Source organism: Alicyclobacillus cycloheptanicus, assembly GCF_028751525.1.
Classification (GTDB): domain Bacteria; phylum Bacillota; class Bacilli; order Alicyclobacillales; family Alicyclobacillaceae; genus Alicyclobacillus_L; species Alicyclobacillus_L cycloheptanicus.
Map to the genome: position 1 here is coordinate 1,763,923 of NZ_CP067097.1, position 26,712 is coordinate 1,790,634.

General features: G+C 61.3%; 23 protein-coding genes. 16 read left to right on the forward strand and 7 right to left on the reverse strand.

Features of this window, described 5'->3' with window-relative positions:
• The first annotated feature begins 82 nt into the window (after positions 1–82).
• Positions 83–826, forward strand: coding sequence for a Cof-type HAD-IIB family hydrolase (locus JI721_RS08180; protein WP_274457528.1), 744 nt, complete (start codon positions 83–85; stop codon positions 824–826).
• An 813-nt stretch (positions 827–1,639) separates the two neighbouring features.
• Here the strand turns inward: JI721_RS08180 and JI721_RS08185 are convergent.
• A complete protein-coding gene (locus JI721_RS08185; RefSeq protein ID WP_274457529.1) occupies positions 1,640–3,463 on the reverse strand; it encodes an MFS transporter in 1,824 nt (607 codons plus the stop codon).
• 317 nt (positions 3,464–3,780) lie between these two features.
• Here JI721_RS08185 and JI721_RS08190 point away from each other — a divergent pair, with 317 nt between their 5' ends.
• Positions 3,781–4,368, forward strand: a complete 588-nt coding sequence (locus tag JI721_RS08190) for a cupredoxin domain-containing protein (protein ID WP_274457530.1) — start codon at positions 3,781–3,783, stop codon at positions 4,366–4,368.
• A 70-nt stretch (positions 4,369–4,438) separates the two neighbouring features.
• Here the strand turns inward: JI721_RS08190 and JI721_RS08195 are convergent, their stop codons facing one another.
• Positions 4,439–5,632 carry a class I SAM-dependent rRNA methyltransferase gene (locus JI721_RS08195; protein ID WP_274457531.1) on the reverse strand — a complete coding sequence of 398 codons (1,194 nt, stop codon included), beginning with the start codon at positions 5,630–5,632 and terminating at the stop codon, positions 4,439–4,441.
• Between the two features lie 131 nt (positions 5,633–5,763).
• Here JI721_RS08195 and JI721_RS08200 point away from each other — a divergent pair, with 131 nt between their 5' ends.
• Positions 5,764–6,702 (forward strand): MBL fold metallo-hydrolase, encoded by a 939-nt coding sequence (locus tag JI721_RS08200; protein WP_274457532.1) that lies wholly within the window; start codon positions 5,764–5,766, stop codon positions 6,700–6,702.
• Here JI721_RS08200 and JI721_RS08205 read toward each other — a convergent pair.
• Positions 6,699–7,031 (reverse strand): winged helix-turn-helix transcriptional regulator, encoded by a 333-nt coding sequence (locus JI721_RS08205; protein ID WP_274457533.1) that lies wholly within the window; start codon positions 7,029–7,031, stop codon positions 6,699–6,701. The two genes, JI721_RS08200 and JI721_RS08205, sit on opposite strands and share 4 nt — an antisense overlap.
• 197 nt (positions 7,032–7,228) lie before the next feature.
• Here JI721_RS08205 and JI721_RS08210 point away from each other — a divergent pair, with 197 nt between their 5' ends.
• Both JI721_RS08210 and JI721_RS08215 read left to right on the forward strand, forming a co-directional pair.
• Positions 7,229–7,552 carry a hypothetical protein gene (locus JI721_RS08210; RefSeq protein ID WP_274457534.1) on the forward strand — a complete coding sequence of 108 codons (324 nt, stop codon included), beginning with the start codon at positions 7,229–7,231 and terminating at the stop codon, positions 7,550–7,552.
• Between the two features lie 329 nt (positions 7,553–7,881).
• Positions 7,882–8,466, forward strand: a complete 585-nt coding sequence (locus tag JI721_RS08215; RefSeq protein ID WP_274457535.1) for a GNAT family N-acetyltransferase — start codon at positions 7,882–7,884, stop codon at positions 8,464–8,466.
• On the opposite strand, the gene JI721_RS08220 is transcribed toward JI721_RS08215, so the two are convergent.
• Positions 8,409–8,972, reverse strand: a complete 564-nt coding sequence (locus tag JI721_RS08220; protein ID WP_274457536.1) for an NUDIX hydrolase — start codon at positions 8,970–8,972, stop codon at positions 8,409–8,411. The two genes, JI721_RS08215 and JI721_RS08220, sit on opposite strands and share 58 nt — an antisense overlap.
• A gap of 398 nt (positions 8,973–9,370) precedes the next feature.
• Here JI721_RS08220 and JI721_RS08225 point away from each other — a divergent pair, with 398 nt between their 5' ends.
• From JI721_RS08225 to lepB, 9 genes are all read left to right on the forward strand, one after another.
• Complete coding sequence (locus tag JI721_RS08225; RefSeq protein WP_307016577.1) at positions 9,371–10,060, forward strand: phosphoadenylyl-sulfate reductase; 690 nt, start codon at positions 9,371–9,373, stop codon at positions 10,058–10,060.
• Positions 10,061–10,075: 15 nt separating this feature from the next.
• Positions 10,076–11,251, forward strand: coding sequence for a sulfate adenylyltransferase (sat, locus tag JI721_RS08230; protein WP_274457537.1), 1,176 nt, complete (start codon positions 10,076–10,078; stop codon positions 11,249–11,251).
• Positions 11,241–13,016, forward strand: a complete 1,776-nt coding sequence (locus JI721_RS08235) for an NADPH-dependent assimilatory sulfite reductase hemoprotein subunit (protein ID WP_274457538.1) — start codon at positions 11,241–11,243, stop codon at positions 13,014–13,016. The genes sat and JI721_RS08235 overlap by 11 nt, the downstream gene beginning before the upstream one ends.
• A complete protein-coding gene (gene cobA, locus JI721_RS08240; protein WP_274457539.1) occupies positions 13,013–14,575 on the forward strand; it encodes a uroporphyrinogen-III C-methyltransferase in 1,563 nt (520 codons plus the stop codon). The genes JI721_RS08235 and cobA overlap by 4 nt, the downstream gene beginning before the upstream one ends.
• A complete protein-coding gene (locus JI721_RS08245) occupies positions 14,572–15,534 on the forward strand; it encodes a sirohydrochlorin chelatase (protein ID WP_274457540.1) in 963 nt (320 codons plus the stop codon). Before cobA ends, JI721_RS08245 begins: the two co-directional genes overlap by 4 nt.
• A 535-nt stretch (positions 15,535–16,069) precedes the next feature.
• Positions 16,070–17,062 (forward strand): NAD(P)H-quinone oxidoreductase, encoded by a 993-nt coding sequence (locus JI721_RS08250; protein WP_274457541.1) that lies wholly within the window; start codon positions 16,070–16,072, stop codon positions 17,060–17,062.
• Positions 17,062–18,024 carry a DMT family transporter gene (locus JI721_RS08255; protein ID WP_274457542.1) on the forward strand — a complete coding sequence of 321 codons (963 nt, stop codon included), beginning with the start codon at positions 17,062–17,064 and terminating at the stop codon, positions 18,022–18,024. The genes JI721_RS08250 and JI721_RS08255 overlap by 1 nt, the downstream gene beginning before the upstream one ends.
• Positions 18,025–18,032: 8 nt before the next feature.
• On the forward strand, positions 18,033–18,326 hold the full coding sequence (locus JI721_RS08260) for a 4a-hydroxytetrahydrobiopterin dehydratase (RefSeq protein WP_274457543.1): 294 nt from the start codon (positions 18,033–18,035) through the stop codon (positions 18,324–18,326).
• 50 nt (positions 18,327–18,376) lie between these two features.
• A complete protein-coding gene (lepB, locus tag JI721_RS08265; RefSeq protein WP_274457545.1) occupies positions 18,377–18,868 on the forward strand; it encodes a signal peptidase I in 492 nt (163 codons plus the stop codon).
• Between the two features lie 793 nt (positions 18,869–19,661).
• Here the strand turns inward: lepB and JI721_RS08270 are convergent.
• Positions 19,662–21,491, reverse strand: coding sequence for an ATP-binding cassette domain-containing protein (locus JI721_RS08270; protein ID WP_274457546.1), 1,830 nt, complete (start codon positions 21,489–21,491; stop codon positions 19,662–19,664).
• Positions 21,482–22,393: an ATP-binding cassette domain-containing protein gene (locus JI721_RS08275; RefSeq protein WP_274457547.1), complete on the reverse strand. Its 912-nt coding sequence runs from the start codon at positions 22,391–22,393 to the stop codon at positions 21,482–21,484. Before JI721_RS08275 ends, JI721_RS08270 begins: the two co-directional genes overlap by 10 nt.
• A gap of 1,089 nt (positions 22,394–23,482) precedes the next feature.
• Between JI721_RS08275 and JI721_RS08280 the strand changes: the two genes are divergently transcribed.
• Positions 23,483–23,845, forward strand: coding sequence for a hypothetical protein (locus tag JI721_RS08280; RefSeq protein WP_274457548.1), 363 nt, complete (start codon positions 23,483–23,485; stop codon positions 23,843–23,845).
• 472 nt (positions 23,846–24,317) lie between these two features.
• Here JI721_RS08280 and JI721_RS08285 read toward each other — a convergent pair whose 3' ends face one another.
• Positions 24,318–25,874 (reverse strand): Rieske 2Fe-2S domain-containing protein, encoded by a 1,557-nt coding sequence (locus JI721_RS08285; protein ID WP_274457549.1) that lies wholly within the window; start codon positions 25,872–25,874, stop codon positions 24,318–24,320.
• A 147-nt stretch (positions 25,875–26,021) separates the two neighbouring features.
• Here JI721_RS08285 and JI721_RS08290 point away from each other — a divergent pair, with 147 nt between their 5' ends.
• Entirely contained in the window at positions 26,022–26,264 is a 243-nt protein-coding gene (locus tag JI721_RS08290) for a YkuS family protein (protein ID WP_274457550.1), read from the forward strand.
• The last annotated feature ends 448 nt before the right edge of the window (positions 26,265–26,712 follow it).

Genomic DNA, 26,712 nt, shown 5'->3' on the forward strand with positions numbered 1-26,712 from the left:
AGTGGGATTGGGGCCCATCAGGCTGCGATTGGACTGGGGCCTGCAACGCGATGATCTGATCTCTAGAACGAGGATGTGGACGATGGAAAACTGGCGGCTAATCGCGCTGGATATGGATGGGACGCTGATTCGGCGGGATGAAACCATCTCGGACGAAAACCGGAAGTGGATACAGAAGGCCCGCGAGGCGGGCATTGAGGTTACGCTGGCAACGGGGCGGTACATCGAAGGCATCGTGCGTTCGCTGGCGAGCGAACTTGGGCTGAGCCTGCCGCTCGTCACGGTGAACGGCGGAGAGGTTTGGGGCATGGATGGAGAACTGCTGCTGCGCAAAACGATGCCAGGCACAGAGGTGCTGGAGCTGCACCAACTGGCTGTCGAGCACGGCGCGCACTTTTGGGGGCGGACCACGCGGCAGCTCATCAACGACCAACTGCCGCCAGACGCAGAGCGCGCAGATTGGCTGAAGTTCGGTTTCTACAGCGAGGATGCCCACGTGATGCGGGCGCTGTGGGGGCGGTTGCAGGGCGACGATCGCTTTGAATTGACCAACTCCGGTTCGATGAACATCGAGATCAACCCGAAGGGGGTCACGAAAGCGGCGGGGCTGCAGCTGGTGTGCGACCGTTACGGCATCAACCCCAGTCAGGTGATCACGATGGGGGACAGTATGAATGACATCTCCATGCTCAGGTGGGCGGGGCTCGGCATCGCCATGGGCAATGCGCAGGATGTGGTCAAAGCGGCGGCCGACGCTGTTACCGCGAACTTCGATGAAGACGGCGTGGCGAAGGCCATCGAGCGTGTGCTGACGGGCACTGTGTGAGCGATGGCGGCTGGGGAGGGGAGAGTGGCTGCTCCGGCGGCGTTTAGGTAGGAAGGGTGCCTTATGGCCGCTCGTCCCCGCCGTTTCCGGCGGCGTTTAGGTAGGAAGGGTGCCTTAAGGCCGCCCGTCCCCCCGGGTTCTGGCGGCGTTTAGGTAGGAAGGGTGCCTTATGGCCGCCCGGCCCCCCGGGTTCCGGCAGCCTTAAGGCGGGAAAGGTTCCTTGTCGTCGCCCGTCCACTCCGATCCCGGCGGTGTTTAGGTAGGAAGGGTGCCTTATGGCCGCTCGTCCCCTCCGGTTCCGGCGGCGTTTAGGTAGGAAAGGTGCCTTGTCGTCGCCCGTCCACTCCGATTCCGGCGGCGTTTAGGTAGGAAGGGTGCCTTATCGCCACCCGGCCTCCGGGTTCCGGCAGCGTTTAGGTAGGAAGAGTGCCTTATCGCCACCCGTCCCCCCGGGTTCCGGCAGTGTTTAGGTAGGAAGAGTGCCTTAAGGCCGCCCGTCCACTCCGATTCCGGCGGTGTTTAGGTAGGAAGGGTGCCTTAAGGTCGCCCGTCCCCCCGGGTTCCGGCAGCCTTAAGGCGGGAAAGGTTCCTTGTCGTCGCCCGTCCCCTCCGATTCCGGCGGCGTTTAGGTAGGAAGAATGCCTTAAGGCCACCCGGCCCTCCAGATCCCGGCGGCCTTAAGGTAGAAAGGGCTCCTTATCGCCTCCAGCCCCAAGCCCCCAAGCCCACCAGCCACCGTCCTCCCAGCCCCCCCCCTACATACAACGAAGCCCGGCAGCTGACCAGCCACCAAGCCTTGGTTCTCTAATCAGGTTATTTCGCCGCCGTTTCCGGCATGGTGTTCTGAACCGATGCATTCATCTGCGGGCTGGGCACGGCGTTGGGCTGTACCGGCGCAGCCGGCTTTTTCTTCGACGAAGGCTTCTGCGTCGGGTCAGAGTCATCATCATACACGAAGTTCTTGCCGCGCAGCCAGGAAGAAATTGTCGCAGCCACACACAGGGCAAACGAGATCCAGAAGGCGAGCGACAGGCCGTGCATGAACGGCGGGCCAATCAAGTTCGGGAAGAACGTATGGCCCACCAGCGTCGCGGCGTTGTGCGGCGGAATCATATGCAGCACCTGCGCTGGCAGCATGCTCTGCAACGGGTTATAGCCCAGCAGCGCCGCAAACAGCGATGCCGTTGGCGGAAGCTGCGATACTTGCTGCGCGATGGCCGCAGGCACGTGCTGCGCCGTCAGTCCCGTCAGCAGCGCCGTCGGGAGCTTTTGGGACAATCCGGCGATCACGATGGAGAAGAAAATCCCCATGCTCATCATCATGCCGGCGTTCATAAAGGTGGCCATCATGCCGGATGCGACACCCCGGTACTTGGCAGGGACCGAATTCATGACCGAGGCGCTGTTCGGCGAGGCAAACAGCCCCATGCCAAAGCCGATGATGAACAAGTCGACGGCAAACGTCCAGAAGTGGAAGTCTACCGGCAGTCCAATCAGCAGCAGGAAGCCAACCGCGGCGATGGCCATGCCAAATGTGGCAAACAGCCGCGCGCCAAAGCGGTCGGACAAATAGCCGCTGATGGGACCCGCAATCAAAAAGCCGACAGTCTGCGGGAGCGTATCAAGCCCCGCCTGCAGCGGCGTATCCTGGTACGAAACGCCGTGGAGCGGGAGCCAAATTCCCTGCAGCCAGATGATGAGCATAAACTGCAATCCACCGCGCGCCAGCGCGGAGAAGAACGTCGTCAGGTTTCCGGCTGCAAAGGCGCGAATTCGGAACAGCGGCATGTAGAACATCGGGCTTTCCACCACATGCTCCACCCAGATGAACACACCCAGCAGGACGAAGCCGCCGATGATGCCCGTCAGAACCCAAGGATTGGTCCAGCCCATGGGATGGTTTCCATACGGCATGATGCCGTACGTCAGGCCCAGCATAATGCCGAGAATGCCAAGGCCCATCGTGACGGTGCCCCAGATGTCGAGTTTGGTATCTGTGGCTTTGCGGGACAATTCTTTCAACGCAACGTACGCCCAGACGGTGCCCGCCAGCCCGACCGGGACGTTGACCAGGAAGATCCACCGCCAATGACCTGTCGCCGCCAGCAAACCGCCGACCACGAGGCCGATGACGCTGCCGCCGATCGCGGCAATTTGGTTCAACCCAAGCGCCAAACCGCGCTGGTTGGATGGAAAAGCGTCCGTCAGGATTGCGGAGCTGTTGGAGAACAGCAAGGCGCCGCCGACGCCTTGAATGACGCGGAAGATGATGAGTTCCAGTTCTCCAGCCATACCTTTACTCCACGTAATCGAGGACAGGATGGAGCCGAGTGTAAACACCGCAAATCCCAGGTTATACAGTCGGACTCGACCAAAGATGTCTGACAGTCTTCCGAATAGGACTAAAAGAACAGTGGTTGCCACGTTGAAGCCAAGCATCACCCACAACAGCAGGCTGCTTTGCCCAGGGGCAAGGGGGTTGACATGAATTCCATCAAATATGACCGGCAGCGCGATAATCAAAATGGTACCGTTGATTGCCGCCATGAGGACGCCGAGCGTCGTATTGGACAGCGCGATCCACTTATAAGCAGAACTGCGCACTGAACCGGCCGATGGCACGATGCTGCTGCTCAAGGACCATCCACTCCTTTTCTGTTTTTGCCTTTTTGTGTGTTGAGATAACAGGAGATGAAGAGGGGTCGGCGGGAACCCCCTGTCAAACCCAGGTTGACCCCCACAGGACGGAGTGAAGTGCGGGCGCTCCCATGTGCCCGCACTTCACTCAAGCTTTTAAAGCTTACCACATCCTTACGTTGATGTTAAGTTTCAAGGGTGATTTTCAAGGATTTTTCATAATCGCTGTGTTTCGGGCGGGCAAAAGCATACAATGTCCCGTTCGGATGAATGCTACAGGAAAGTGAGGGTGAGGCCAGAGGGAAGGACGGATTCGGATGAAGGTTCGACACAAGCGGGCGGCCGTATTCCTTTGCAGTGCCGCGATCATCGGCGGTCTATTCGGATGCAGCCCCGGCAATCCGGCGAATCAAACCCAGGCAGATGTCGCAAACGCGATCGGCATGTCTGCGGGCAGCGCCAATCTGAGTACCACGAAGCAGTGGATGGAGACGGACAGCCGGCACCGGGTGGTTCGCATTCGACTCGTTTCCGACGCGCGCGGGAACCCGCTGTTGAACGGATTTCGAAGCGGCACCATGACCCTGTCTGTCCCACAAAACTGGACGGTGTACCTGACATTCCAGAACAACAGCCCCTATGCCATGTACCGTCCCGTGATTGTTCCATACAGTGAACGGCGGGAAACCACCGGCGTACACGCCATCTACCCACCAAGCCCAGGCATGATGAAGCCGACGCAGATCCCGCCAGGGCACGCCGACACCGAGCGCTTTCGCACCAACACGGTCGGGCGGTTTGTCGTGGTCACCGCGCGGGACGCGAGTCACCGCAGCGTGTGGGCGAACTTCGTCGTGTCGTCGCACGAACCGTCCCCTCGGATCTACACCAGAATTGAAGGGTAGGTTCCGCATGCGGCGCATTGCAACACCAGCGCCGCAGCGCACCCGCAGCCCGGACCCGCTCCATTGCGGCTCAGGTCCCGCGGTGGAAGACTTGGTAAATCGCGAATTTGAGGTAGTGCCCCTCGTCGACCCCTGCGATTTCCGGATGGTCTGGCGCGGCGCCGGACCATCGTACGGTCCGCAAAATCTTGTGTGCGTCAAAGGCGGCGCTGAGGATGGTTTCCTGAAACAGTTCCGGCCGCATGTGGAACGAGCAACTCGCCGTGACCAGAAAACCGCCGTCCCGCACGAGCTTGCACCCGCGCAGGTTGATCTCCTTGTACCCGCGAATTGCCCCGGGCAGTGCCCGCCTGGATTTCGCAAACGCGGGCGGATCGAGAATCACGACGTCATACACCGCGCCTTCCTGCTCGGCCTCGCGCAGAAAATCAAAGGCGTTGGCGGCCTGGAAGTCGATGCGCTCCGAGAGCTGGTTGCGTCGCGCGTTTTCGCGCGCAACCTCGATGGCTGCCTCCGAAATGTCCACCGCGGTGACGTGTTCTGCTCCCCCGCGGGCCGCGTGCATTGCAAATCCGCCCGTATGGCAGAAGCAGTCGAGCACACGCTGTGCGTCCTTCACGATGGGGAAGATGGCGGCGCGGTTGTCGCGCTGGTCGTAAAAGTAACCGGTCTTCTGGCCTTCGTACACGTCGGCAGTGAAGTGAAGGCCGTGTTCGACGATGTCGATGTATCTTGGCACCGTGCCGTACCACAGACCCGTTTCTTCTGGCAGGCCTTCGAGCCGGCGGACGGGGACGTCGTTTCGCAGATAGATGCCCTTGGGCTGAAAGACGTGCACCAGGGCTTCGAGTAGATTCGGTTTCAAGTTCTCCATACCATACGACAGAATCTGCACGACCAGCCATTCTCCATACCGGTCGACAATCAGACCGGGCAGAAAGTCGGCCTCGCCGTAAATCACTCTGCAATACGACGGGTTTTCCAGGATGCGGGTGCGGTACGCCGCGGCCTGTTCCATGCGCCGAATCAAAAACGCCGTATCGATGGCCTCGTCCTGAACGTACGACAGTACACGCGCGTACAACTGAGATGCCGGGTTGGCATATCCTTTGGCGAGAAACACACCCTGATGGTTGTGTATGTCAACGATTGATCCGGGCGCGACATCCCCGTCCACGTGCTGGACTTCGCTCGCGTATACCCATGGATGGCCTTGTTCCAGGCGCTTTTTACGGTTCTTTTGAAGAACGATCTTTGGTGTCATTTCGATCTATCCTCCACACGCTTCCATTCGTACGTACGTTACACGATTGCTGGAACGGAGTCAAAACGCCTCCGGCTGACGAGGATGTTCTAGAGGATGGTATAATCGCTGGGAAGGGGGATTTCGACCTCGTGTGGCTGTTGTGGGTATTCGCGATTCTTGTGGCGATTGGCATCTGCATCGCCGTTTACATCCTGTATATGTTCAGACGGTGGCACCGTGTATTTCCGAAGCCGGCCTACAAGCACCCACAGAAACGGCCGGACATCGATGCGTTTCCGGACGATGCGGTGACGGTTTGCTGGATTGGGCATTCCACCGTGTACATAAACTTCTTCGGGGTTCGGATTCTGACCGACCCGGTCTTTTCAGAACGTGTGGGGCTTTCGGTGCTGCGGCTGTTTACCATCGGCGTGAAGCGGCATACGGCGCCAGCCGTTTCGATTGCCGATCTCGCCGGTAAAGTGGATTTCATTCTGCTCTCCCATGCGCACATGGACCACTTCGATTTACCCAGCCTGCGCAGACTCCAACATCCTCGGACGCAGGTCATCACTGCCAAGGGAACGAGCCGGTTGCTGCGCGGGATGCGGTTTGGCAGCGTAACAGAAATGGAGGGCAGGCAGCACAAGACGTTCGCTGCGGAGTTGGACGTTCAGGCAGTTCCTGTGCGGCATTGGGGGAATCGATTTCCGTGGAACAAAGGGTACGGCTTTACGGGGTACCTGCTCGAATCTCGAGGCGTCCGCATTTTCTTTGCGGGCGATACGGCGTACACGCCTTCGTTTCAGCAACTGCGCGCAAACGGGCCCATCCAGCTCGCGTTCATGCCAATTGGCGCCTATGAACCAGAAGCGTTCCAAAGTAACCATTGTACGCCCGAACAAGCCTGGGAGATGTTCTGCGATACTGGAGCGGACTGGTTGGCGCCGATCCATTGGGATACGTTCGTGCTGTCGAGTGAGCCCGTCGCGGAACCATTGGAGCGATTGGCTGCCGCTGCTGCGTCTGACGAAAGCCGCATCGTAATTCGAGAACACGGCGACGTGTTCCAGGTCGTCCGGCACTAATCTCGTTGGACGGCGGCTTTGGTCATCCAGGTATCCGCCCAGCGCTGCACTTCGTTCAGCGCGGCTTCCAAATCGCGCCCCTTCTGGGTAAGCTCGTACTCAATTCGCACAGGCGTTTCCGGGTATACATGACGAACCAGGAGTCCCGCGGACTCCAGCTCCTTGAACCGTTCTGCCAGCATTCGGTCACTCATGTTCGGAATCATGCCGGAAATGTCCTTGAACCGTTTCGGACCGCTGAGCAAAGCGCGAATGATGAGACCTGTCCAGCGCTTTCCCAGTAATTCAAACGCGGACTCGAACTTCGGACACAGTGGCTCATATTCCATAAAGATCACGCCTCCGCCTCGATCTTAGCACACTTATCTGACAAAAGTAAGGGTTCGTCTGTGAACACCACTATTTACTACCTTAGCGCCTATTTTATCAACCAGAAACGTGTGTATAATTGGGGAAACGGATCACCTCGGCAAGCGTAAGCTGCGGTCTTCGCGGCGCGGAGTACTGAGGCACGGAGGGGCAAGCCTTGTTGTTTTCGATTGGGAAAGTGCGGGTCACGAAACGCATCCTGGAGAGCCCGACGATTCGCGTGCCCGATCTCGTGGACGCATTTGAACGGTATATTCACGGCGACTGGGGTGAAATGAGCGTATCGGACAGTCTGGCAAACGATGTGGCACTGACGTCAGGGGAAGGTGTGACAGGGCGTTACCGGTTGCTGGATGGTACATCCTTTGTGATGAACACCTTTGCCGGGGTGACAACGGTACAATTGCCGGAAGAGTGGGAGTTGTCGCAGAAGCGTGCGGCGGTGACATTTGTCGACGAATCCTCTCGCGACTGCGTTTAGCCGCTGGGCATTCGCCCGCCCGTTGGACGGCAGCCCGCCATAGGCTGTTGACAGGTGCGGGAAGGGGGCGAATGGCATGCCTGCCACATTTGGTGTCTTTACGCGGTGGGTCGTCGTTTTCTTGATTATCTACGTGTTGATGATTCTGTTGATGCCGTATCCAGGGGCCTCTGGGGATGGACGGTAAGGCGTCCGCCAGCGGGAGAGAAGCGCGGTTGGAACGCTTGGACACCGCTGTGCGCCCGTCTTTTGGGCGCTTTTTTGCATCTGCCGACCCGCAGAGCCCCTGCACGGGCCCGCATATTTGATGTGTCCAGGACATAGACTACGTGTCACATCGGAGCAATCCCAATCCAGAATGGAGCGTGGCGATGGACTGGTACGAACGGCTGGCCAATTATTTTCCAGAACATGAAATGAAGCACCCTGAGCAGCTTCGGGAATTGCTTCAGCACCACGAAGCATACCGCAAAATGGAAACTCAAGACTATGTCGTGACGTACGCTGAGTTTCCTGACTTCGTGTTTATCGACTACTTACTGGTGAACCCGCGCACGCGTGGGAAGGGCGTCGGGAGCCGTTTGCTGAACCATTTCAAAGCACGCGGGAAGACCTTGATTGTCGAGGTGGAACCGCCGGACGCGGAGGATGAGGATACTGTCAAACGCGTTCAATTTTATGAGCGAAACGGGTTTGTCCGAGCCGAGCGTATCACCTATACTCGTTCGGATGACGATGGAACTCCGTATACGATGGATATTTACTACTGGAGCCCAGATGAAGTTTCCGAACAGGCTGTCTTGCGGAACATGAAAACCATCTGCCGCGAAATCCACAACTTCCGGGCGATGAAATACTACGGCCGGTTGTTGGCCGACCCAGAAGAAGTCTTCACCTGGGAAAGTCCAACCTGAGTGAGAAAGTCGTTCGGGAGCGGGACCGGTTCGTAGTCAATGAGCCGGTCGTCGTGGAACACACAGCGATGCTCGTAACAGACGGGGTCATTCAGCATGCGGGCGAGAAAGCGGGACACATGTTCGGCGACGCCAAGGTTGTCTGGGTCAAGAATCCACGACAGAGGCTTCCACATCAGCACTCCTTCCCGCGTCTCCTGCAGGCGCGGTCCGCGCTCTCGCTCGGTGACCTCTGCCAGGAAGGCGTACATGCCCCCCTCGGCTTGGTCATGGCCATGCCATGTTCCTCGCCATGTCACCGTCCCTGCAAACCGGGCGTGCGCCAAGGCAATCCCGGTTTCTTCATAGACCTCGCGCAAGACACCTGTCAGCGGGTCCTCCCCGGGCTCAAGTTTTCCGCCGACACCATTCCAAAGTCCCATATTGGCCGGACGATTCCGGTTTAACATCAAGACGTCGTCGCCTTGACGGATAAAACAAATGGTATACTTCAGGGGCAGGTCCACAGTTGCACCTCTTTGTCAACAGGAGAACTTTCGAGAAGCTGTCTGATGAGGGGAATGGCTGTTGGCCCCTCTTGCCAGACGCGCTTGTGAAGCTAGCTTACCTCGAACCTACGCGCTTGTCTATTTTTTCTGTGAAAAGCTGGACTGCCGGATGCTTCGCGGTGGCACAACCGCTGCTCACTTCATAGACTGCCCTGCGCCGAACATGGAGCGTTGACAGTTCTTACAAAAAACGCACATTCGAACGGCCGCGGGGGATGGATTCGGGTGTTTCCATTGACGTACAATGTTTGGCGCGGTAGACTAGAGCAAAATTTCATTAAACAAATCGGAATAGGCGGTGTTGATCAGTGAGCGATGTTTTGCAAAATACCCAGACGCAGTTTGCGCCTGATTCATTGGATGCACGGAAAGACCAGTTGAATGCTTTGGCGGCTGAATACGAGGGCAAAGACCCGCGTGAAATTTTGAAGGCTGCGCACGAGTTGGTTCCGAATCTGGCACTGGCCTGCAGTTTTGGTGCTGAAGACATGGTGCTGCTGGATATGTGGATGCAAGTGAATCCCCAAGGGATTGTATTTTATATTGATACGGACGTGCTGTTTCCCGAAACCTACGCACTGCGCGATGAGGCGGTGGCGCGCTACGGAATTCCGAACCTGGTTCGCATTTCCTCCAAGCTGACGCTGGAAGCACAGGCCGAACAGTACGGAGAGGCCTTGTGGGCGCGGGACCCGAATCAGTGCTGCAACCTGCGCAAAGTGGAGCCGCTGCAGCGCGCACTGACTGCGTATGACGGCTGGATTACGGGCATTCGCCGCGATCAGGCACCAACGCGTGCCAACGCCCGCGTGTTTGAATGGGACCAGAAGTTCAACCTGGTGAAAGTCAATCCGCTGGCCGCGTGGTCTTGGGACAACGTGTGGGACTATATTCGCGACAACCATGTTCCGTACAACCCTTTGCATGATCAGGGATATCCTAGCATTGGCTGCCTGCACTGCACACGCCCTGTGAAGCCGGGAGAAGATCCGCGCGCAGGCCGGTGGTCTGGCTTCGAGAAGACGGAATGTGGTTTGCACAAGTAAAAGGAGGCATTGGAGTTGGCTTCATTATCTGTACCGCACGGAGGCACGTTGATTAACCGCGAGCTGACTGGGGAAGCGCGCGATGCGGCCCTGGCGGCCGCCGCTTCTCTGCCCAAGATTCCTATCACGGAATGGACACTGTCCGACTTGGAACTGATTGGAATCGGCGGGTTTTCTCCGCTCACTGGTTTTTTTACAAAGGCCGAGTGGGAAAGTGTGCTCGATACCATGCATTTGCCGGATGGAACCGTTTGGACCATTCCGGTCGTTCTCCCCGTCTCGGAGGAAACGGCGCGCAGTTTTCAGGTCGGCAGCCGCGCAGCGCTGGTGGCTGAGGACGGCCTGATTTACGGCACCATCGACATTACGGACATCTGGGCTTGCGACAAAGTACGCGAGGCACAGGCTGTATTCCTCACCACGGAGGACGCGCATCCGGGCGTAGCCCGTGTGTACGAACGGGAGCCGTGGTGCATTGGCGGCCCCATCACCTTGCTGCGGCGTCAGACGCGCGCGCAGTTTGCGGAGTACTACTTCGACCCAGCCGAGACCCGCAAGGCCTTTGCCGATCGCGGCTGGCAAACGGTCGTCGGGTTTCAGACGCGCAATCCGGTGCATCGAGCGCACGAGTACATCCAAAAATGCGCGCTCGAGACAGTGGATGCCTTGTTTCTGAACCCGCTGGTCGGGCAGACGAAATCGGACGACATCCCTGCCGACGTCCGGATGCGCAGCTACGAGGTGCTGTTGAAGAACTACTATCCGCTCGATCGTGTGTTTTTCGGCGCCTACCCAGCCGCCATGCGGTATGCGGGTCCGCGCGAGGCGGTCTTCCATGCCATTGTGCGCAAGAACTACGGCTGCACCCACTTCATTGTGGGCCGCGATCACGCCGGTGTGGGCAGCTATTACGGGACCTACGACGCGCAAAAAATCTTCTCCAACTTTACGGCCGAAGAACTCGGGATTCAGCCGATGTTCTTTGAGAACAGTTTCTACTGTCAAAAATGCGACGGCATGGCTTCCGACAAGACGTGCCCGCATTCCAGTGAAGACCGATACATCTTGTCTGGCACGAAAGTGCGTGCCATTTTGCGGGCAGGGGAACGTCCTTCGCCAAAATTCACGCGGCCGGAGGTTGCGGATGTACTGGTGGCAGGACTCGCGGAGGTGAGCACGGTTGAGTCGTGATCTGCAGGATGAGCAATTGAAGGTCGCAGCCGCCGCGTCGGACAAAGGTGCTGAGACAGAAGCGGGCGGCAAGTACGCATCTCCTGCGGAACAGGCGCCCGTGAAGGTATCCAAGGTAGAAGTCATCAAGCGCGAGAGCCGCCACCTGCGGGGCACCATCGAGCAAGCCTTGCAGGACGGGTCTCCTCGCTTCGAAGAAGATAATGTCCAGGTCCTGAAGTTTCACGGTGTCTATCAGCAGGACGACCGCGACTTGCGCGCAAAGCTGCGCAAAGAAGGCAAGGACAAACATTATATGATGATGGTTCGTGCGCGGATTCCGGGCGGGCGCATGACCGCCCAGCAGTACCTGGCGTTTGACGAAATCGCCGACCGCTACGGAATGGGAAGCCTGCGCATCACGACGCGTCAGACCTTCCAGCTGCATGGGATTCTCAAAGGGAACCTGAAGGCGACGATTCGCGGCATTCACAACGCGCTCATCACGACCCTCGGCGGGTGCGGAGACCAGGTGCGCAACATCAACGCCTGCCCGGAGCCTGTGGAGGATGAGTTTCACCGCCAAATCGACGAAGATTTGCAGGCGCTGGTCGACCGCTTTGGCGCAAAGACGAACGCGTACCACGAAATCTGGCTCGATGGTGAAAAGGTGACGCCGGACGTGGAGGCCGACGAGGAGCCGCTGTACGGCGATGTCTATTTGCCGCGTAAATTCAAAGTGGGCATCGCGCCGGAAGGCGACAACTGCATCGATGTCTACGCCAACGACATCGGCTTGGTTGCACACCGTTCGGGCGATGCGGTGGCTGGGTACACGGTGCTGGTCGGCGGGGGCATGGGGCGAACCGCCGCTGTGAAAGATACATACCCGCGTCTGGCGACCCCGCTCACCTACGTCACGCGCGACGAACTGCTTGAGGTCTGCACGGAAATCCTCAAGATTCAGCGTGACTACGGCAACCGGCAGGAGCGGCGCTATGCGCGCTTCAAGTACTTGCTCGACCACAAGGGCATGGACTGGTTCCGCACGGAACTGGCGTCGCGCTTGGGCCGCAGTCTGGTCCCGCCGCGGGAGCTGGTCTGGCAGTCGTCGGATGACCATTTTGGCTGGCACGCGCACACCCTGGCGGACGGCACCGGTTACCTGGGATTGTTCATCCCGAGTGGACGCATTGTCGACTCGCCGGACCGGAAGCTCAAAAGCACGCTGCGAGACATCGTGCGCGAATTTCAGCCGTCCGTGCGGCTGACGGCACAGCAAAACCTCATTTTCGCTGGCCTGACGGAAGCGGCCCGGACCGAGATTGAAGCACGTCTGAAAGCGGCCCACATCCCGCTGATTGAAGAAGTTTCGACGTTGGTCAAGCATGGGATGTCGTGCGTCGCGCTGCCCACCTGCGGCCTCGCGACCACGGAGTCCGAGCGCGTGTTTCCCAAGGTGTTGGAACGTTTTCAGGCGCTGTTCGATGAGTACGGCTTGACGGATGAACCCATCAGCATCCGCATGACAGGATGCCCGAACGGCTGCGCGCGCCCGTACATTGCGGACATCGCTTTTGTCGGCCGCTCGCCTGGAAAATACGACGTGATGATCGGCGGAGACATCCTGGGCACAAGGCTCAACCAATTGTTCCGGGAGCTGGTGCCGTTTGATGAACTGGCAGAGACCGTACGTCCGGTGCTCGCTGCCTTTGTGGAGGAGCGGCAAGCTGCAGAGCGGTTCAGCGACTACTGCGAACGGGTTGGTCTGGAGCGGTTCAAATGACAGGACGCGTCTACCTGGTAGGTGCGGGACCAGGCGACGTTGGCTTGATTTCCGTGCGGGGGCGGCGCTTGCTCGAATCGGCCGACGCAGTCGTTTATGACCGGCTGATTTCCCCGCGCCTGCTTGACTTCATTCCGCGCCACGCCAAGCGGGTGTACGTGGGAAAGACCGCGGGGCGGCACGCGATGCGCCAGGTGGAGATTCAGCAGCTGCTGGTCGATCTCGCCGAGACGCACCCGGTCGTGGTCCGCCTCAAGGGCGGTGACCCGTTTGTGTTTGGCCGCGGCGGTGAAGAGGCGATGTGGCTTCGCGACCATGGCGTGCCCTTCGAGGTCGTCCCAGGGGTCACGTCGGCGGTGGCCGTGCCGGCCTATGCCGGGATCCCGCTGACGCACCGCGGTGTATCGGATGGGTTCACGGTGGTCACGGGGCAGACGGGCGAACTGCGTCGTCCGGATGTGACGACGGGGGTCGATCTGCTGCGCCGCGGCGGGACCCTCGTCGTGCTGATGGGACTCGCGCAGCTGGCGGGCATCTGTGACACGCTGCGGTCACGGGGCATTGCGGCGGATACGCCGGCGGCTGCCATCGCATCGGGTACGCGCGCTGGCCAGCAGGTGGTGCAGGCAACGCTCGGCTCGCTCGGGGCACAGGTTCAGACGGCGGGACTCACATCGCCCGTGGTGCTGGTGTTTGGCCGTGTTGCTTCCATGCAGGCGACTCTGTCGTGGTGGGCGGAGCGCCCGCTGGCGGGGCGTCAGTTTGTGCTTGCGGTGGAAACTGAACACGAAGCGGAGACGGTGGGGGCGGCGCTGGACGACCTGGGGGCGGAATTCGTCACGTTCGTTGCCGAACGACAGGCGATTGTAGACGTGACGCGGCTCGATCGCGACGTCGACCGACTCGTCTCAGGCGCCACGGCAGTGCCGAAACTCGCCAAGCCCCAGTCGGACTTGGCCAGCGACGCGCGTCCACCAGCCGAGCTGCGGTTTGCATCGGCGCTGGATGTGGCCCTGTTCTTTCGCCGTTATTTTGAGCGCGGGTACGACATTCGCAAGCTGGCGGCGGTTCAGATTCGGGCGCACGACGACCGGGTCCGCCAGGCCCTGCAGCGCTTTGGCATCCAGCCGGATCTCGTGGACGGCGATACAGCTGGCGCAGGAGCGGCCGGGGTAGGAGCGGCTCGCCCCGCAGCGGCTGGCGTTTCTGCGGCTGGTGCGGCGTATGCGCTCGGATTCAAGGGACCCGACCACGTGCGCGCGTTTTTGGACATCACGCCCGGACCGCGTACCGCGACAGAGCGTGCCCCAGACTCAGTGGTTGCTACCTCGCGGTTGGCGTGGCAGGCACTGCTTGCTGGCGTCGGCACGACTTTGCAGGCGATGCCGCCGTGTGTTTGGCTGGACGATGCCGTGCCGCGGCGCTCGCTGGCCAGCGCAGGAGATGCGGAAATGGTGGAGCGAGGCGGGGTGGACCGTCCAAGCGACCTCGACGCGCGGGTGCCGGATGCGGCGGACGAATGTCAGACGGCAGTGGTTGAGCGGGTGACGGCCCCTTGACCACCGCCTTTTTGTTTTTAAGCCACGGGACCCGCGATGCGCAGGGGACTGACGAGTTTCTCCAGTTCACGCAGCTGGCAGGGGATGAGATTCGCCGGAGCCTCGGTCAAGTCGGCGCCGCTGGGCCCGATGGCGCTGACGGGGCGGGGCATGTGCGCCCGTTCGCCAGCCGATCCGACCCGCTCATCATCAGGCACTGTTTTTTGGAACTGCGCGATCCGGATTTGCCCACAGCGGCGGCAGCATGCGCACAGCAAGGGGCTGAACAAATCATCCTCATCCCCCTGCTCCTGTTCGCCGCAGGCCATTGGAAGACTGACGTGCCTGCGCTGATTGAACAGGCACGACGCGCCGGCGCCGATGTCCCGTGGTATGTGACGGAGCCGATGGGGCACGACGATGCTTTCATCGGCGCCGCTGTCGACCGAATCCGCGCCACACCAGGGTGGCAGAGCGCGCGGACAACGACGGCGATCACGGCGCACACACCACGCACGGCCCCCTGTCCGGGGCCGCGTCCTGCGTCAGCGACTTCGGATGTGGCGCCGCGGCCGCAGCATCTGCAGGATGAGCACGGGCCACCCGGGTTGTTGTTTGTGGGGCGAGGCGGCCGCGATCGTGCTGCCCGCCGCGACGCACTGTCGGTCGCGCAGGCCATCGCCCGCCAGGCAGGTGCGGAGGCGTGGGAACCGGCGTTTCTGGCGGGGCCCGCCCCATCCCTGGCTGACGGCGTACAGCGCCTGCTGGCGCACCCATCCGTGCAGAAACGCAAGGCCATTACGGTGCTGCCCTATCTCTGGTTTTCGGGTCACCTGCTGCGCAGCCTCCCGGCGCAGGTACAAGCCTGCTGCCCGTCGGACATCGCGGTGCATGTGGCCGATCACCTTGGACTTCACGCCGATCTGGTCGCCCGGGTGGTTTCCCGCGCGATCCAAGCATGGGAAAGCACGCGGCGTTAGGATCCGGCTGGCATTGGGAGTGGAGAGTAGGGGCCACCGGGGCGGGCTTGGGTGGCATAGGGCATGAAACCTTCCCAAATGCGCCGGCGCCGTGGTCCGCCATGGAGGCATAGGGCATGAAATCTTCCCTAACGCCCCAGCTCGACATCGCTTCGACATCGCCACATCCCCATTTTGATGGTTCGGCGCAGCCGAACCCACTATTCATCGATTTGCCGATCCCGCCCGTTCTCGCGTCGCCGCGCCGGCTCGCGCCGATCCCGCCTGTCCCCTCATCGTCCCGCCTGGTCACCCCGCTCGCGCTTGCGGTATGCTTCGCGCGCGTGTATCGTAAACGGTGGTGTGATCTCCCATCGCGGGGAACGTGGCGGGTGCCGCGATTGACTGGACTGCGCCGGCTGCAGACTTCGCACCTGCGCCGCCCGTGGGGTCGCCCGTGAGAGCGTTCCGCGGGGCCGTTTGGAGTAAACTGTCATTCCGATTGAACTTCCGATTGGATTGTTCCAAGATTCCTCATAAAGGTGGTTATTTGCCCATGAAAGCTGTCGTGATGGATGGGTTCGGCGGACCCGAGGTGCTGTCGATTGGCGAGGCGCCCGATCCGGTGATTGGCGAACACGACTTACTGGTCCGGGTCAAGGCGACTGCGTTGAACCGGGCAGATTTGCTGCAACGGATGGGGGGATACCCACCGCCGCCCGGCGCGTCGGAGATTTTGGGGCTGGAGATGGCCGGTGAAGTGGTGCACGTCGGTCCGGGTGTCCCAGGGTGGAAGCGGGGCGATCGCGTCTTTGCCCTGCTCCCTGGCGGCGGATACGCGGAATTGGCGGCGGTGCCTGCGGCGATGGCGATGCGCATTCCCGATAACCTGTCGTATGAACAAGCGGCAGCCATTCCGGAAGTGTTCCTGACGGCGTATCTCAACCTCTTTGAGCTGGCCCATCTGCAAGCCGGCGACACAGTGCTGGTGCACGCGGGGGCGAGCGGTGTGGGGACGGCCGCGATCCAACTGATTCGCGAGGCCGGTGCGACCTCCATGGTGACCGCTGGATCGCCTGAGAAACTGAACCGCTGCGTCCAACTCGGGGCGAGTGCCGGCTGGAACTACAAACAGGGTCCCTTCGCGCCGTGGATTCAGGAACGGACCAAAGGCCGCGGCGTGGACATCATTCTCGACTTTATTGGCGCGCCGTACTTTGAACAGAACCTCCAATCCCTGGCGGTGGATGGCCGGCTGGTCATCATCGGGACCATGGGCGGGGTGAAGGTCGACCAGCTGAACCTGGGTTTCTTGCTGCGCAACCGCCTGCAGGTCATTGGCACCGCGCTCCGCTCGCGCAGCCCTGAGACCAAGGCGCAGTTGACGAAAAAATTCGCGGCGTTTGCGCTCGAGCGGTTTGCGGATGGACGACTGCAGCCCGTGATCGACAAAGTGTTTGACTGGACGGAGGCGGCCGCTGCGCACGCCTACATGGAATCGAATGCCAACACGGGAAAAATCGTTCTGCGCGTCGACGGAGGCGCCTGATGAACTGGAAGGCGTCCATTGCGGCCGCTGTCACGCTTCTGCTCTGGTCGTCCGCATTCGCCGGCATCCGGTATGGTCTGGAGGCCGGGTACACTGCCGGGCACGTGGTGCTGATTCGCTTTCTGAGCGCCTCCCTGGCGTTCGCCGTGTACGCGCTCGTCAAGCGCGTCCGCATCCCCCGGCTGCGCGACGTTCCCGTCATAGCGGTACTGAGTTTTTGCGGCATTTCCATCTATCACATCGCGCTCACGTTCGGCGAACTGACGGTGCCGGCGGGGACCGCGAGCCTCATCATCGCGACCGCGCCCGCGTTTTCGGCGCTGCTGGCGGCCTTCGCCCTGCGCGAGCGGCTGAACCTCGTAGGATGGGGCGGCATATTGTTGGGGTTCGTCGGGATCGCCGTGATTGCCTTCGGCTCTGGCACTGGCCCCGCCTTCACGCGCGGTGCGCTGCTGATTCTCCTGTCCGCGCTCGGCACTTCCGTCTTCTTTGTCTATCAGAAGCCACTGTTTGCACGCTACTCGCCTATCGACATGACCGCCTGGTTTACCTGGTTTGGCACGATCCCGATGTTGTGGTTTCTCCCAGGCCTGCTGGTGCAAATCCAGCACGCGCCCGTTCAGGCGACGCTGGTCGGTGTTTACGTCGGCGTGTTTCCCGCCGCGATTGCGTACGGCGCGTGGGCGATTGCCTTGTCCAGCGGCCGCATCGGGTTGGTCATGAGCACGCTCTACCTGGAGCCCGTGCTTGCGATTCTGGTGGCCTGGGTTTGGCTCGGCGAGATTCCGCGGCTGCTCTCCCTGCTAGGCGGGTTGATTGCCATTGTCGGTGTCATCGTCACGAACGTCTGGGGCCGCGGACGGTCGGACGATCGCGCCGCCCAGGCGACGGAAGCTGTGCTGGCGGAGGCGGTGGCGAACATGGCACCCGGTGACGGGGAAACGATTTGCGAGAAGGGGTGAAGGCTTCGATGGCCGAACGACTCACGGAACAAGAGATTGCGGCACACATGGAAGGGGTGCCGGAGTGGAAGCGGGAGGAAAAAACCATCGCTCGCCGGTTTCGCTTTGACAGCTTTGCGGAGGCCATACAGTTTGTCAATCGGGTCGCGGACATCGCGGAGGAGCGGAATCACCATCCGTTCATCGCGATCGACTTCAAGTTTGTGACATTGCGTCTGACGAGCTGGCACGCCGGGGGGTTGACAGCGGACGACTTCGCCGAAGCTGCGCTGTGTGACAAGCTGTACGAGGACATGCGCTAGCAAAGGAGGACGGGCATATTTTCGGGTTTGTAAGGTGGGCGTCGAGTTGGATGGTTCCGGCTGTCATCGGCGTGGCCATCGCGCTTGGCTCGCACCAGTGGGTCGCGTATGCGGCAGATGTTCCGACTGATTCGATGAATCCCACGATTCCGGCACCGTGCTATGTGGTTGTCGATAAGCTGGCAACGGAACTGGCGAGGCCGTACCGCGGAGAGGTTGTGCTGTTCCACTTCCCGGATGATCCGTCGCAGATCTACGTCAAACGCATCATTGGCATGCCGGGCGACACGGTGAAGGTCACGTACGACCATATTTACATCAACGGCAAGTTGTTGTCCGAGCCCTGGCCGCACGGCGCGAACGAGTACGGTCTCGGCACCTACCATGTGCCGTCCGGGCACTACTTCATGATGGGGGACAACCGCCCTGTTTCCTTTGACAGCCGCTTCTGGCAGCACCCCTATGTGGCCAGGTCCGCCATCATCGGACAAGCGCAGTATGTGTTTCTGCCCCTGTCCAAGCTTGGGGCGATTCAGCAGTAAGCTGGGCGAGGCGGGGGCTGGTGAGGTGGGGCCCAGGCGAGTTCGGCGGCACTTAAGGCGTGTTTGGTGCCTAAAGAGAGCGGGTTGCGGCCGGGATCGGCGGCGCTTAAGGCGTGTTTGGTGCCTAAAGGTAGCGGGGGACGGGCGGGATCGCGGCGCCTAGGGCGTGTTTCGTGCCTAAAGAGAGCGGGTGGCGGCCGTGATCGGCGGCACTAAGGCGTGTATGCTACCTAAAGCCCTCAAGCGATGCCCGGGATGGCGGCGCTTAAGGCGTGTTTGGTGCCTAAAGAGAGCGGGGGACGGGCGGGATGGCGGCACTAAGGCGTGTTTGGTGCCTAAAGAGAGCGGGTGGCGGCCGTGATCGGCGGCACTAAGGCGTTTGGTGCCTAAAGTCCTCGAGTGATGCCCGGGATGGCGGCGCTTAAGGCGCGTTTGGTGCCCAAAGGGAGCGGGTGGCGGCCATGATCGGCGGCACTAAGGCGTGTATGCTACCTAAAGCCCTCAAGTGATGCCCGGGATCGCGGCACTTAAGGCGCGTTTGGTGCCTAAAGAGAGCCGGTTGCGGCCGGGATGGCGGCGCTTAAGGCGTGTTTGGTGCCTAATGCCCTCCAGTGCGGCCCGGGATCGCGGCACTTAAGGCGCGTTTGGTGCCTAAAGAGAGCCGGTTGCGGCCGGGATGGCGGCGCCTAAGGCGCGTTTCCTGCCTAAACGCACGCTCCCGGTCCACGCGCCCCCAAACCCACGCACCCCCAAGCCCCAGCCGAACTCCCACGGCCAACGCCCCAACCTCCTCCTACCCCGGCAGCAGCCACCGCAGTGCGGCGCACACCCCGAGCATCGCGATCCCGGCCGTCATCATCCACGCATCGCGCGTGTCAAAGGTTTGCTGGAGGCGCGGAATCCGACGGGTGGGCTGGTAGCCGCGGGCTTCCATCGCGATCGCCAATTCTTCTCCGAGCCGAATGACGCCGAGCAGGAGCGGCAGCAGCATGGCCATCATGTCTCGCATGCGAAGCGCGCCGGACCGCACGGGGTACTTCCCCCGCACGCGCACGATTTCCGAGAATCGGTTCGCTTCTCTGCCAATCACCGGGATAAATCGGAGCAGAAGTGAGGCGCCCAGTGCGAACGCGCCGACGGGCACGCGAATGCGCTGCAGACCGCGCAGGCCCTGTTCCATCCCGCGCTTCAGCGCCAGTGTGCTGGTGGTGCCGGACAACAGCGTGCCGAGGATGACCACCAGCATGACTTTCACGACCTGCGCCAGTGTGACGGAGGCGGCATGCCACGCAAAGCCCACCGGGCCGACATGCCAGAGGCCTGCGCTTGTTGCATGAAACCGCACACCAGACACCAGCGTGGACGCCGCTGCCAGGAAGAACAGGGGCTTGAGCACCCGCGTAAACTGACGCAAACGCACGCCTGAACTGGCCGCGACGACGAGGGTGAGGAGGGCAGCGATGGCCATCGCGGTCCAACTCCTCTGCCATAACACGCAAACCGACGCGAGGAGGATGAAGACCCACTTGGCGCGCGGATCGCGATCGAACCACCACCGCCGCCCACCGCCCGCACCCGCGCTGCTGGCGTGGTCCACCCGGTCTGCTTGGGTGCGCGGCTCAGGCGGGCGGGCGGCATGCCCCGGCGGCTGTCGCTCCGCCGAGTCTGCGGGCTCCCGCAGCGCGGGAGAGCCCTGCGCGGCCAGCCCTGTCTGAAGCACATGGTCACAAATCGCCTGCGCCATGGCCTCGGGGGCGCGCCATGCCAGGCTGATGGGCAGCCCCGCGTCCCGAAAGCGCAACGCCAATTCCAGGTCCTGCGGCAATCCGACGCCGGTTTCCAACAGACGGTGCGGCGCCGCGTACAATTGCTCCGGCTGGCCGTCGAAGGCGATTTGCCCCCTCTGCAAAATCAGCACGCGGTCGGCGATGGGCAGCAGCCATTCCAGGTCATGCGTCGCGATCACGATGCCACCCGCGCCTCCGTCCACCGTATCGCGCTTCGGGGTACGCGCCAAGCGCCTCCGGAGCCACGCGGTCAAGGCGTGAATCGCCTCTGTGTCCAGTCCCGCCGTGGGTTCGTCGAGAAACAGCCAGTCCGGATCGGTCGCGATGGTGCTCGCAAGCGCCACCCGCCGTTTTTGGCCGCCGCTGAGCAGCAGGGGGGACACTGGGAGGATGTCGACCGGCAAGTGGACCTCTTCCAGGGCCTGGTGAATGCGCTGTTGAACGGTGCGTTCGTCCAGATGGTACGGCCGGAACGAGTAGCGCAGTTCCTCTTCGACTGTCCGCGCAAACAGTTGATATTCCGGCTGCTGAAAGACATAGCCGATGCGGCGCTGCACGCTTTGGGTCATGCGTGGCCGGCGCCGGTCGTCCCAGAGGGAGATTCCGTCGTACCGAACGGTGCCGGCCTGCAGGCCCCAGACCCCCGCTGCCGCGCGCAGCAACGTTGACTTCCCGGCGCCCGTCGCACCCAGGACAAGCGTCACCTCGCCGTCGTGGAATGTACAATTCAACGCATCGAGGATCACGGCAGAGGCGCCGTTCGCTGTGTTCGCCGTGTTTGCAGTGCTCGCTGCGTTTGTGGCCCGCACGGTGACCTGTTCGAGGGTTACCGGCATCCGTCGACAACCTCCCTGTCCATGACCGCCCGGACCAGGTCCTCCGGCAGCAGGATCGGCTGTCGAAAGTCCACGACACCGGCTTCGGCCAATCGTCGTGCGACCTGCACCACGTAGGGCGCGTCGAAGCCAAGGGCTTCACAGGGTGAGGGTCCGGCGGCGTTCTCCTCGCTTGCCGTGTGTGCGTTCGCCGGCCCGGTGGGTGCGGTCGGGTCAGCGGCTGGCCCGTAAAAAAACTCGCCCGGTGACCCTACAAACGCGATGCGGCCTTCCGACAGGGCAACCACGCGATCGGCGTACGCCAGCTCTTCCATCCGCTGCGTGACCCACACGATGGTGAATCCTTGCTGGCGCAAATCGCGGGCCGTGTCGAGGATTTGTCGGCGTCCAGAGGGGTCGATCATCGAGGTCGGCTCGTCCCACACGAGGATGTCGCTGGCCACCGCGATCGCGCTGGCGATACACAGCCGCTGCTTCTGCCCGCCGGACAGTTGTTCCACGGGAGTGTCGAGGGGCACATGAAGACCGGCCAATGCAGCCGCTTGCGCCGCGCGGCGCGGCATTTCTGTCTGCGGTACGTCGAAATTCTCCATGCCAAAACACAGGTCCTCAAAGACCGTTTCCCCAACGATTTGCGCGTCCGGGTTTTGGAACACCATCTGCACCGGCCTGTCAATGCTCACGCGCCCTTTCGACACCGGACTCACGCGCGCCAAGACGCGTGCCAGCGTCGTCTTACCGCTGCCGTTCTTGCCGACGACAGCCAGCCACTCGCCCGCATCAACCGTGAGCTGGATGTCCCGTAGAACCGTTCGGATGCCGTCTTGTACATGAAAAGCGACCGTCACACCGTCGAGTTCGACGACGCGATCGCGCGTGTAAGGCTGTGTCGTGGCCTGCATCAGCGTGTCTGCTCCATTCCGTTAACATGATAACGCTACTAGGTTAACAAAAAGGGTGCAGAGAAACAACGATTCTGGGGGAAGGGGAAGGGCCGTGCCGCCGGTGCCGCGCCGGCGGTGCCCATGCCGGCGGTGCACCTAAGGCACCTTTCGTGCCTTGTGCCAGCCGCCGCCCATCGCCGTCCATCGCGATCCCGATGCCTAAGGCACCTTTCATGCCCTATGCCGCCCAGGATGCCAGTGCCTAAGGCGGGTTTCATGCCCTATGCGGGTCGCCCGTGCCGCCGGTGCCGTGCCGGCGGTGCGCCTAAGGCACCTTTCGTGCCTTGTGCCAGCCGCCGCCCATCGCCGTCCATCGCGATCCCGATGCCTAAGGCACCTTTCATGCCCTATGCCGCCCAGGCTGCCGATGCCTAAGGCGGGTTTCATGCCCTATGCGGGTCGCCCGTGCCGCCCGTGCCGCGCCGGCGGTGCACCTAAGGCACCTTTCGTGCCTTGTGCCAATCGCCGCCCATCGCCGTCCACCGCGATCCCGATGCCTAAGGCACCTTTCATGCCCTATGCCGCCCAGGATGTCAGTGCCTAAGGCGGGTTTCATGCGCTATGCGGGGCGCCCGTGCCGCCCTGCTGACAAAGTGGTGGATTCGCCGCGCGGGAAACCCGGCTGTTCTGGCACCTTCGCTGATTTGCCGGGCTGCTTCGGTGTACGTGTACAGCGCCGTGATCCGCTTTTGGGCGACATACCGGCCGACCGATCGGTGTCCGCGGACCTGTACTTGCCCATCTCGCCCATGCTTCCCAGCACGGTCACCGGTCGGCCGGAGCGTTTGCTGCCGCGGCGGTCGTCCTCGCGGCGGTCGTTCCCGAAGTCTTTGTTCCCTGGGCGGAGGTGGACGAGCACGTCGATCGCTGCCTTCATCGCGTGCGGGTTGGCGCTGAACGAGTCGTGGGCGCGGCCGGGGGATGTGCGGTGAGGGAGATCGATGCACGGAAGATCGATGCGCGGACAGCGAGCGGCACAACGCAATGGGCGGGATACATGCCGAAAGGCTCCACATACTACCCCTATGGAAAGGGAGGGTGGTATACATGGGGCCACATGGGTCCTGGATGCGCGCGTTTCATGAGGCGTTGGGACACACCGTGTATTGGATCGCGGCGTTCGTCATCCTAGCGGGCGCCATCGCGGCGTATGTGCGAATCGACCAGCGCCGCAAGGAAGCGGAGGCATCCCGCGTGCTGTACCAACGCGCGCGGAGGCCGGGGACCGCCGATGTTGAAGTCGGATCGCTTGAACCTTCCCCCGGTACGGAGTTGGCAGATGATGGAATGCTGAGGCAGGATGCCAGCGGACAGGATGCCAGCGGGTCGCCGAAAGCGGAAGGCAGAGCGGATACGGACGCGAAGTCGATTGACCCGGCCGCCGATTTGCCGCCGGATGACCGAATATAGCGGGCGATTTGGCGGAGGCTGGGGGTGCGTGCGAGGAGAGGTGGTTGGTGGGCCGCTGTGGGCAGGCATAGGGCACGAAGGGCGCCTTAAGTCGGACGGTCCGGCCGGGCCGGACCACCCTTTAGGAAGGAAAGGCGCCTAAAGCGCCGGGGCTCTCTCCGTCTTGCGGCGGCATAGGGCACGAAAGGCGCCCTAAGTCGGACGGTCCGGCCGGGCCGGACCACCCTTTAGGAAGGAAAGGCGCCTAAAGCGCCGGGGCTCTCTCTGTCTTGCGGCGGCATAGGGCACGAAAGGCGCCTTAAGGGTCGGCGCCCCGGTCGCGCTGGCCGGACTAGGGCACGAAAGGCGCCTTATGCGTCGGGATCGCGGCCTCCGACGGCCGGCCTAGAGTCGGCCATCCGGTCGCCCCGCTACCGCCCCGGTCGGCGCCCCGCCACCGCCCGGCCTCCACGCCCTACACTCCGCGCCCCTACTACCGCCGGGCCGCCGGTACTTCCTTGCCAGCATCCAGCTTCTTCGTGTACAACTGGCGGTCGTCGGAGGTCAGGCAGCGGCCGGTTTCCAGGTCAAACTGCCAGCCGTGCATGCGACAGGTGAGGATCCCGTCCTCCACGTGTCCAAACCGCGCCAGATCGGCTTTCAGGTGTGGGCAACGTCGCTGTACGAGGTAGCCTTCGCATTCGAACAAGTCCTTGACCGGTGCTTTCTCTGCCAAGTACCCCTCGAGATACTGCAGTCGTTCCTGGGAGAGGCACTTGAAGAAGTTGTAGACGTGCTCGTTGAATCCGCCTTTTCGCTCCGCACGGAAGCGGCAGGACAAAAACAGTTCGTTGACCCAGTCTTCGTAGTGTTCGACCACGCATTTCTCGACCAGGGCGCGGTCAATCTCGAAAATATAATCCCACTCTTTGCCGTCCCAGGCTTCCACTTTGCGGCGCTGGAAGTCGAGGCAGATTTTCTCGTCGTCGAGGTCGAGGATGATGTTCCCGTTGATCCCGGCTGCCGTCAAGTCGGCTTGCTGCATCAGCGGTTCAAACCAAGACTTGAGGCTTTCCAGCACATTCACCTGCCCACGCGGCCACGACGCGCGCGCAGCTTCAATGGTGGCACGTTGACGCGCCTGATACGCCTTCAGGTAGGCGTCCTTCTCCTTGAAAATCGCGGCGACCTCGTCGTCCGGCAGCGGGTGCTCCACATGGCACTGGCCATGTTCCAGCGTCATCACGCTGTCCGGAATCATCAGCCGCCCGGAGTGCACCCCCCGTTCCTCCATGTATTCCAAAAACACCGTCTGATCCGGGAAGATGTTCGTTTCATCCCGGTTCAAGTCGTTCAAGTAGTACAGGTCGTCGTCCAGGAAGCACGGTGGGCCGGCGGACGGGACGACATACTTTGCGTCGATCTCGTTGATGTACCGGAGCGCCCGCGCCAACTCGTTCTCACGCTTCTTCCGGCTGAGCGCGTCGAGTGCCTGTTTGGGAAACTTGTACACCATCGGGTACCAAATGGCGCCCGAGAATTGCAGGAACAGCGCGTCAAACGGGCCGAAGCTGTTGAGTAGGTCCATGTCGACGGGGCGCGAGTCGTTCTGGTTAAAAATGCGCGTCTCACCGTCGTCGACCATCAGACCGGAATCGCCGATCGGACCGTCTGTCGGTGCGGTCAGCGCGTAAATCATGAAGCGCAGGCCGTCCATTTCCACAGGCGTGCAATTCTTGGTATGCACGAAGTGTTCAAACCCGATGGCACGCAGCTCCTGCTCCAGATGGTTGAGCGGGAAATCGGGAAGAAGCACGATGGCGTTTTTGGAAACGTGATCGCGCAGGAATTTTGGATCAAAGTGGTCGTGATGCAAGTGCGAGATGTACAGGTACGTCGGGTTGGAAATCTTCTTGATGTCGACGAACTCATTGCTTGGAAACGGAAACCACGACGCGAAGTACGCCGTATTGAACCAGGGGTCACAAAGAATACTGCCGTGCTTGGTTTCAATAAACAGACCAGCTTGTCCTAAGAACGTGATTTTCAATGCTTACCCTCCTGAAGTGCCAACAGGCGCTTGTCTCACCCTATTGTATGGGTATGACGTTGTTCGAAGCAAATTTGTTTCAGCTGCATAATTTTCCCGCTGCACTGACATACTCTGCATCGAAGGAAATCTTATGGAGGCGATGGAATGAAGGTCGTTGCAGTAGAACCTGCATTGAACAACGTGAAAGAATACCTGGAGAGCCAGGGTTGCGAATGTGTGGAAATGCGTGGCGACGCGATCGCGCAGGACGCCTGCTGCTGTGTCGTCACCGGCGCGGACAACAACTTGATGGGCATGGAGGATGTGGTCCAGGACGTGCCTGTCATCTCGGCCGAAGGCATGTCCCCAGAGCAAGTCTACGACCGTGTCAAATCGTATTTGCAGTAGGCAAATCACGTCAAATGGAGAGCGCGCCATATCGAGACCGCGTCATATTCAGGCTGGTCGGTCCTGTCATCACGGCTCCCGTCATCGCGATGGGAGCCGTTTTTTGGGGGTGAGCAGCTCTAAGACGCCGCTGCGGCCTCTGGCGGGCGACATAGGGCACAAAACCTTCCCTTAAGCGCCATCCCACGTTCGCCGCCGGCTCGCATAGGGCACGAAAGGTGCCTTATGCATCGGGATCGCGGCCTCTGGCGGGCGGCATAGGGCATGAAAGGTGCCTTATGCATCGGGATCGCGGTCCCGGCCAGTCGGCATAGGGCACGAAAGGTGCCTTATGCATCGGGATCGCGGTCCCGGCCAGTCGGCATAGGGCACGAAAGGTGCCTTATGCATCGGGATCGCGGTCCCGGCCAGTCGACATAGGGCACGAAAGGTGCCTTAAGCGCCGGCC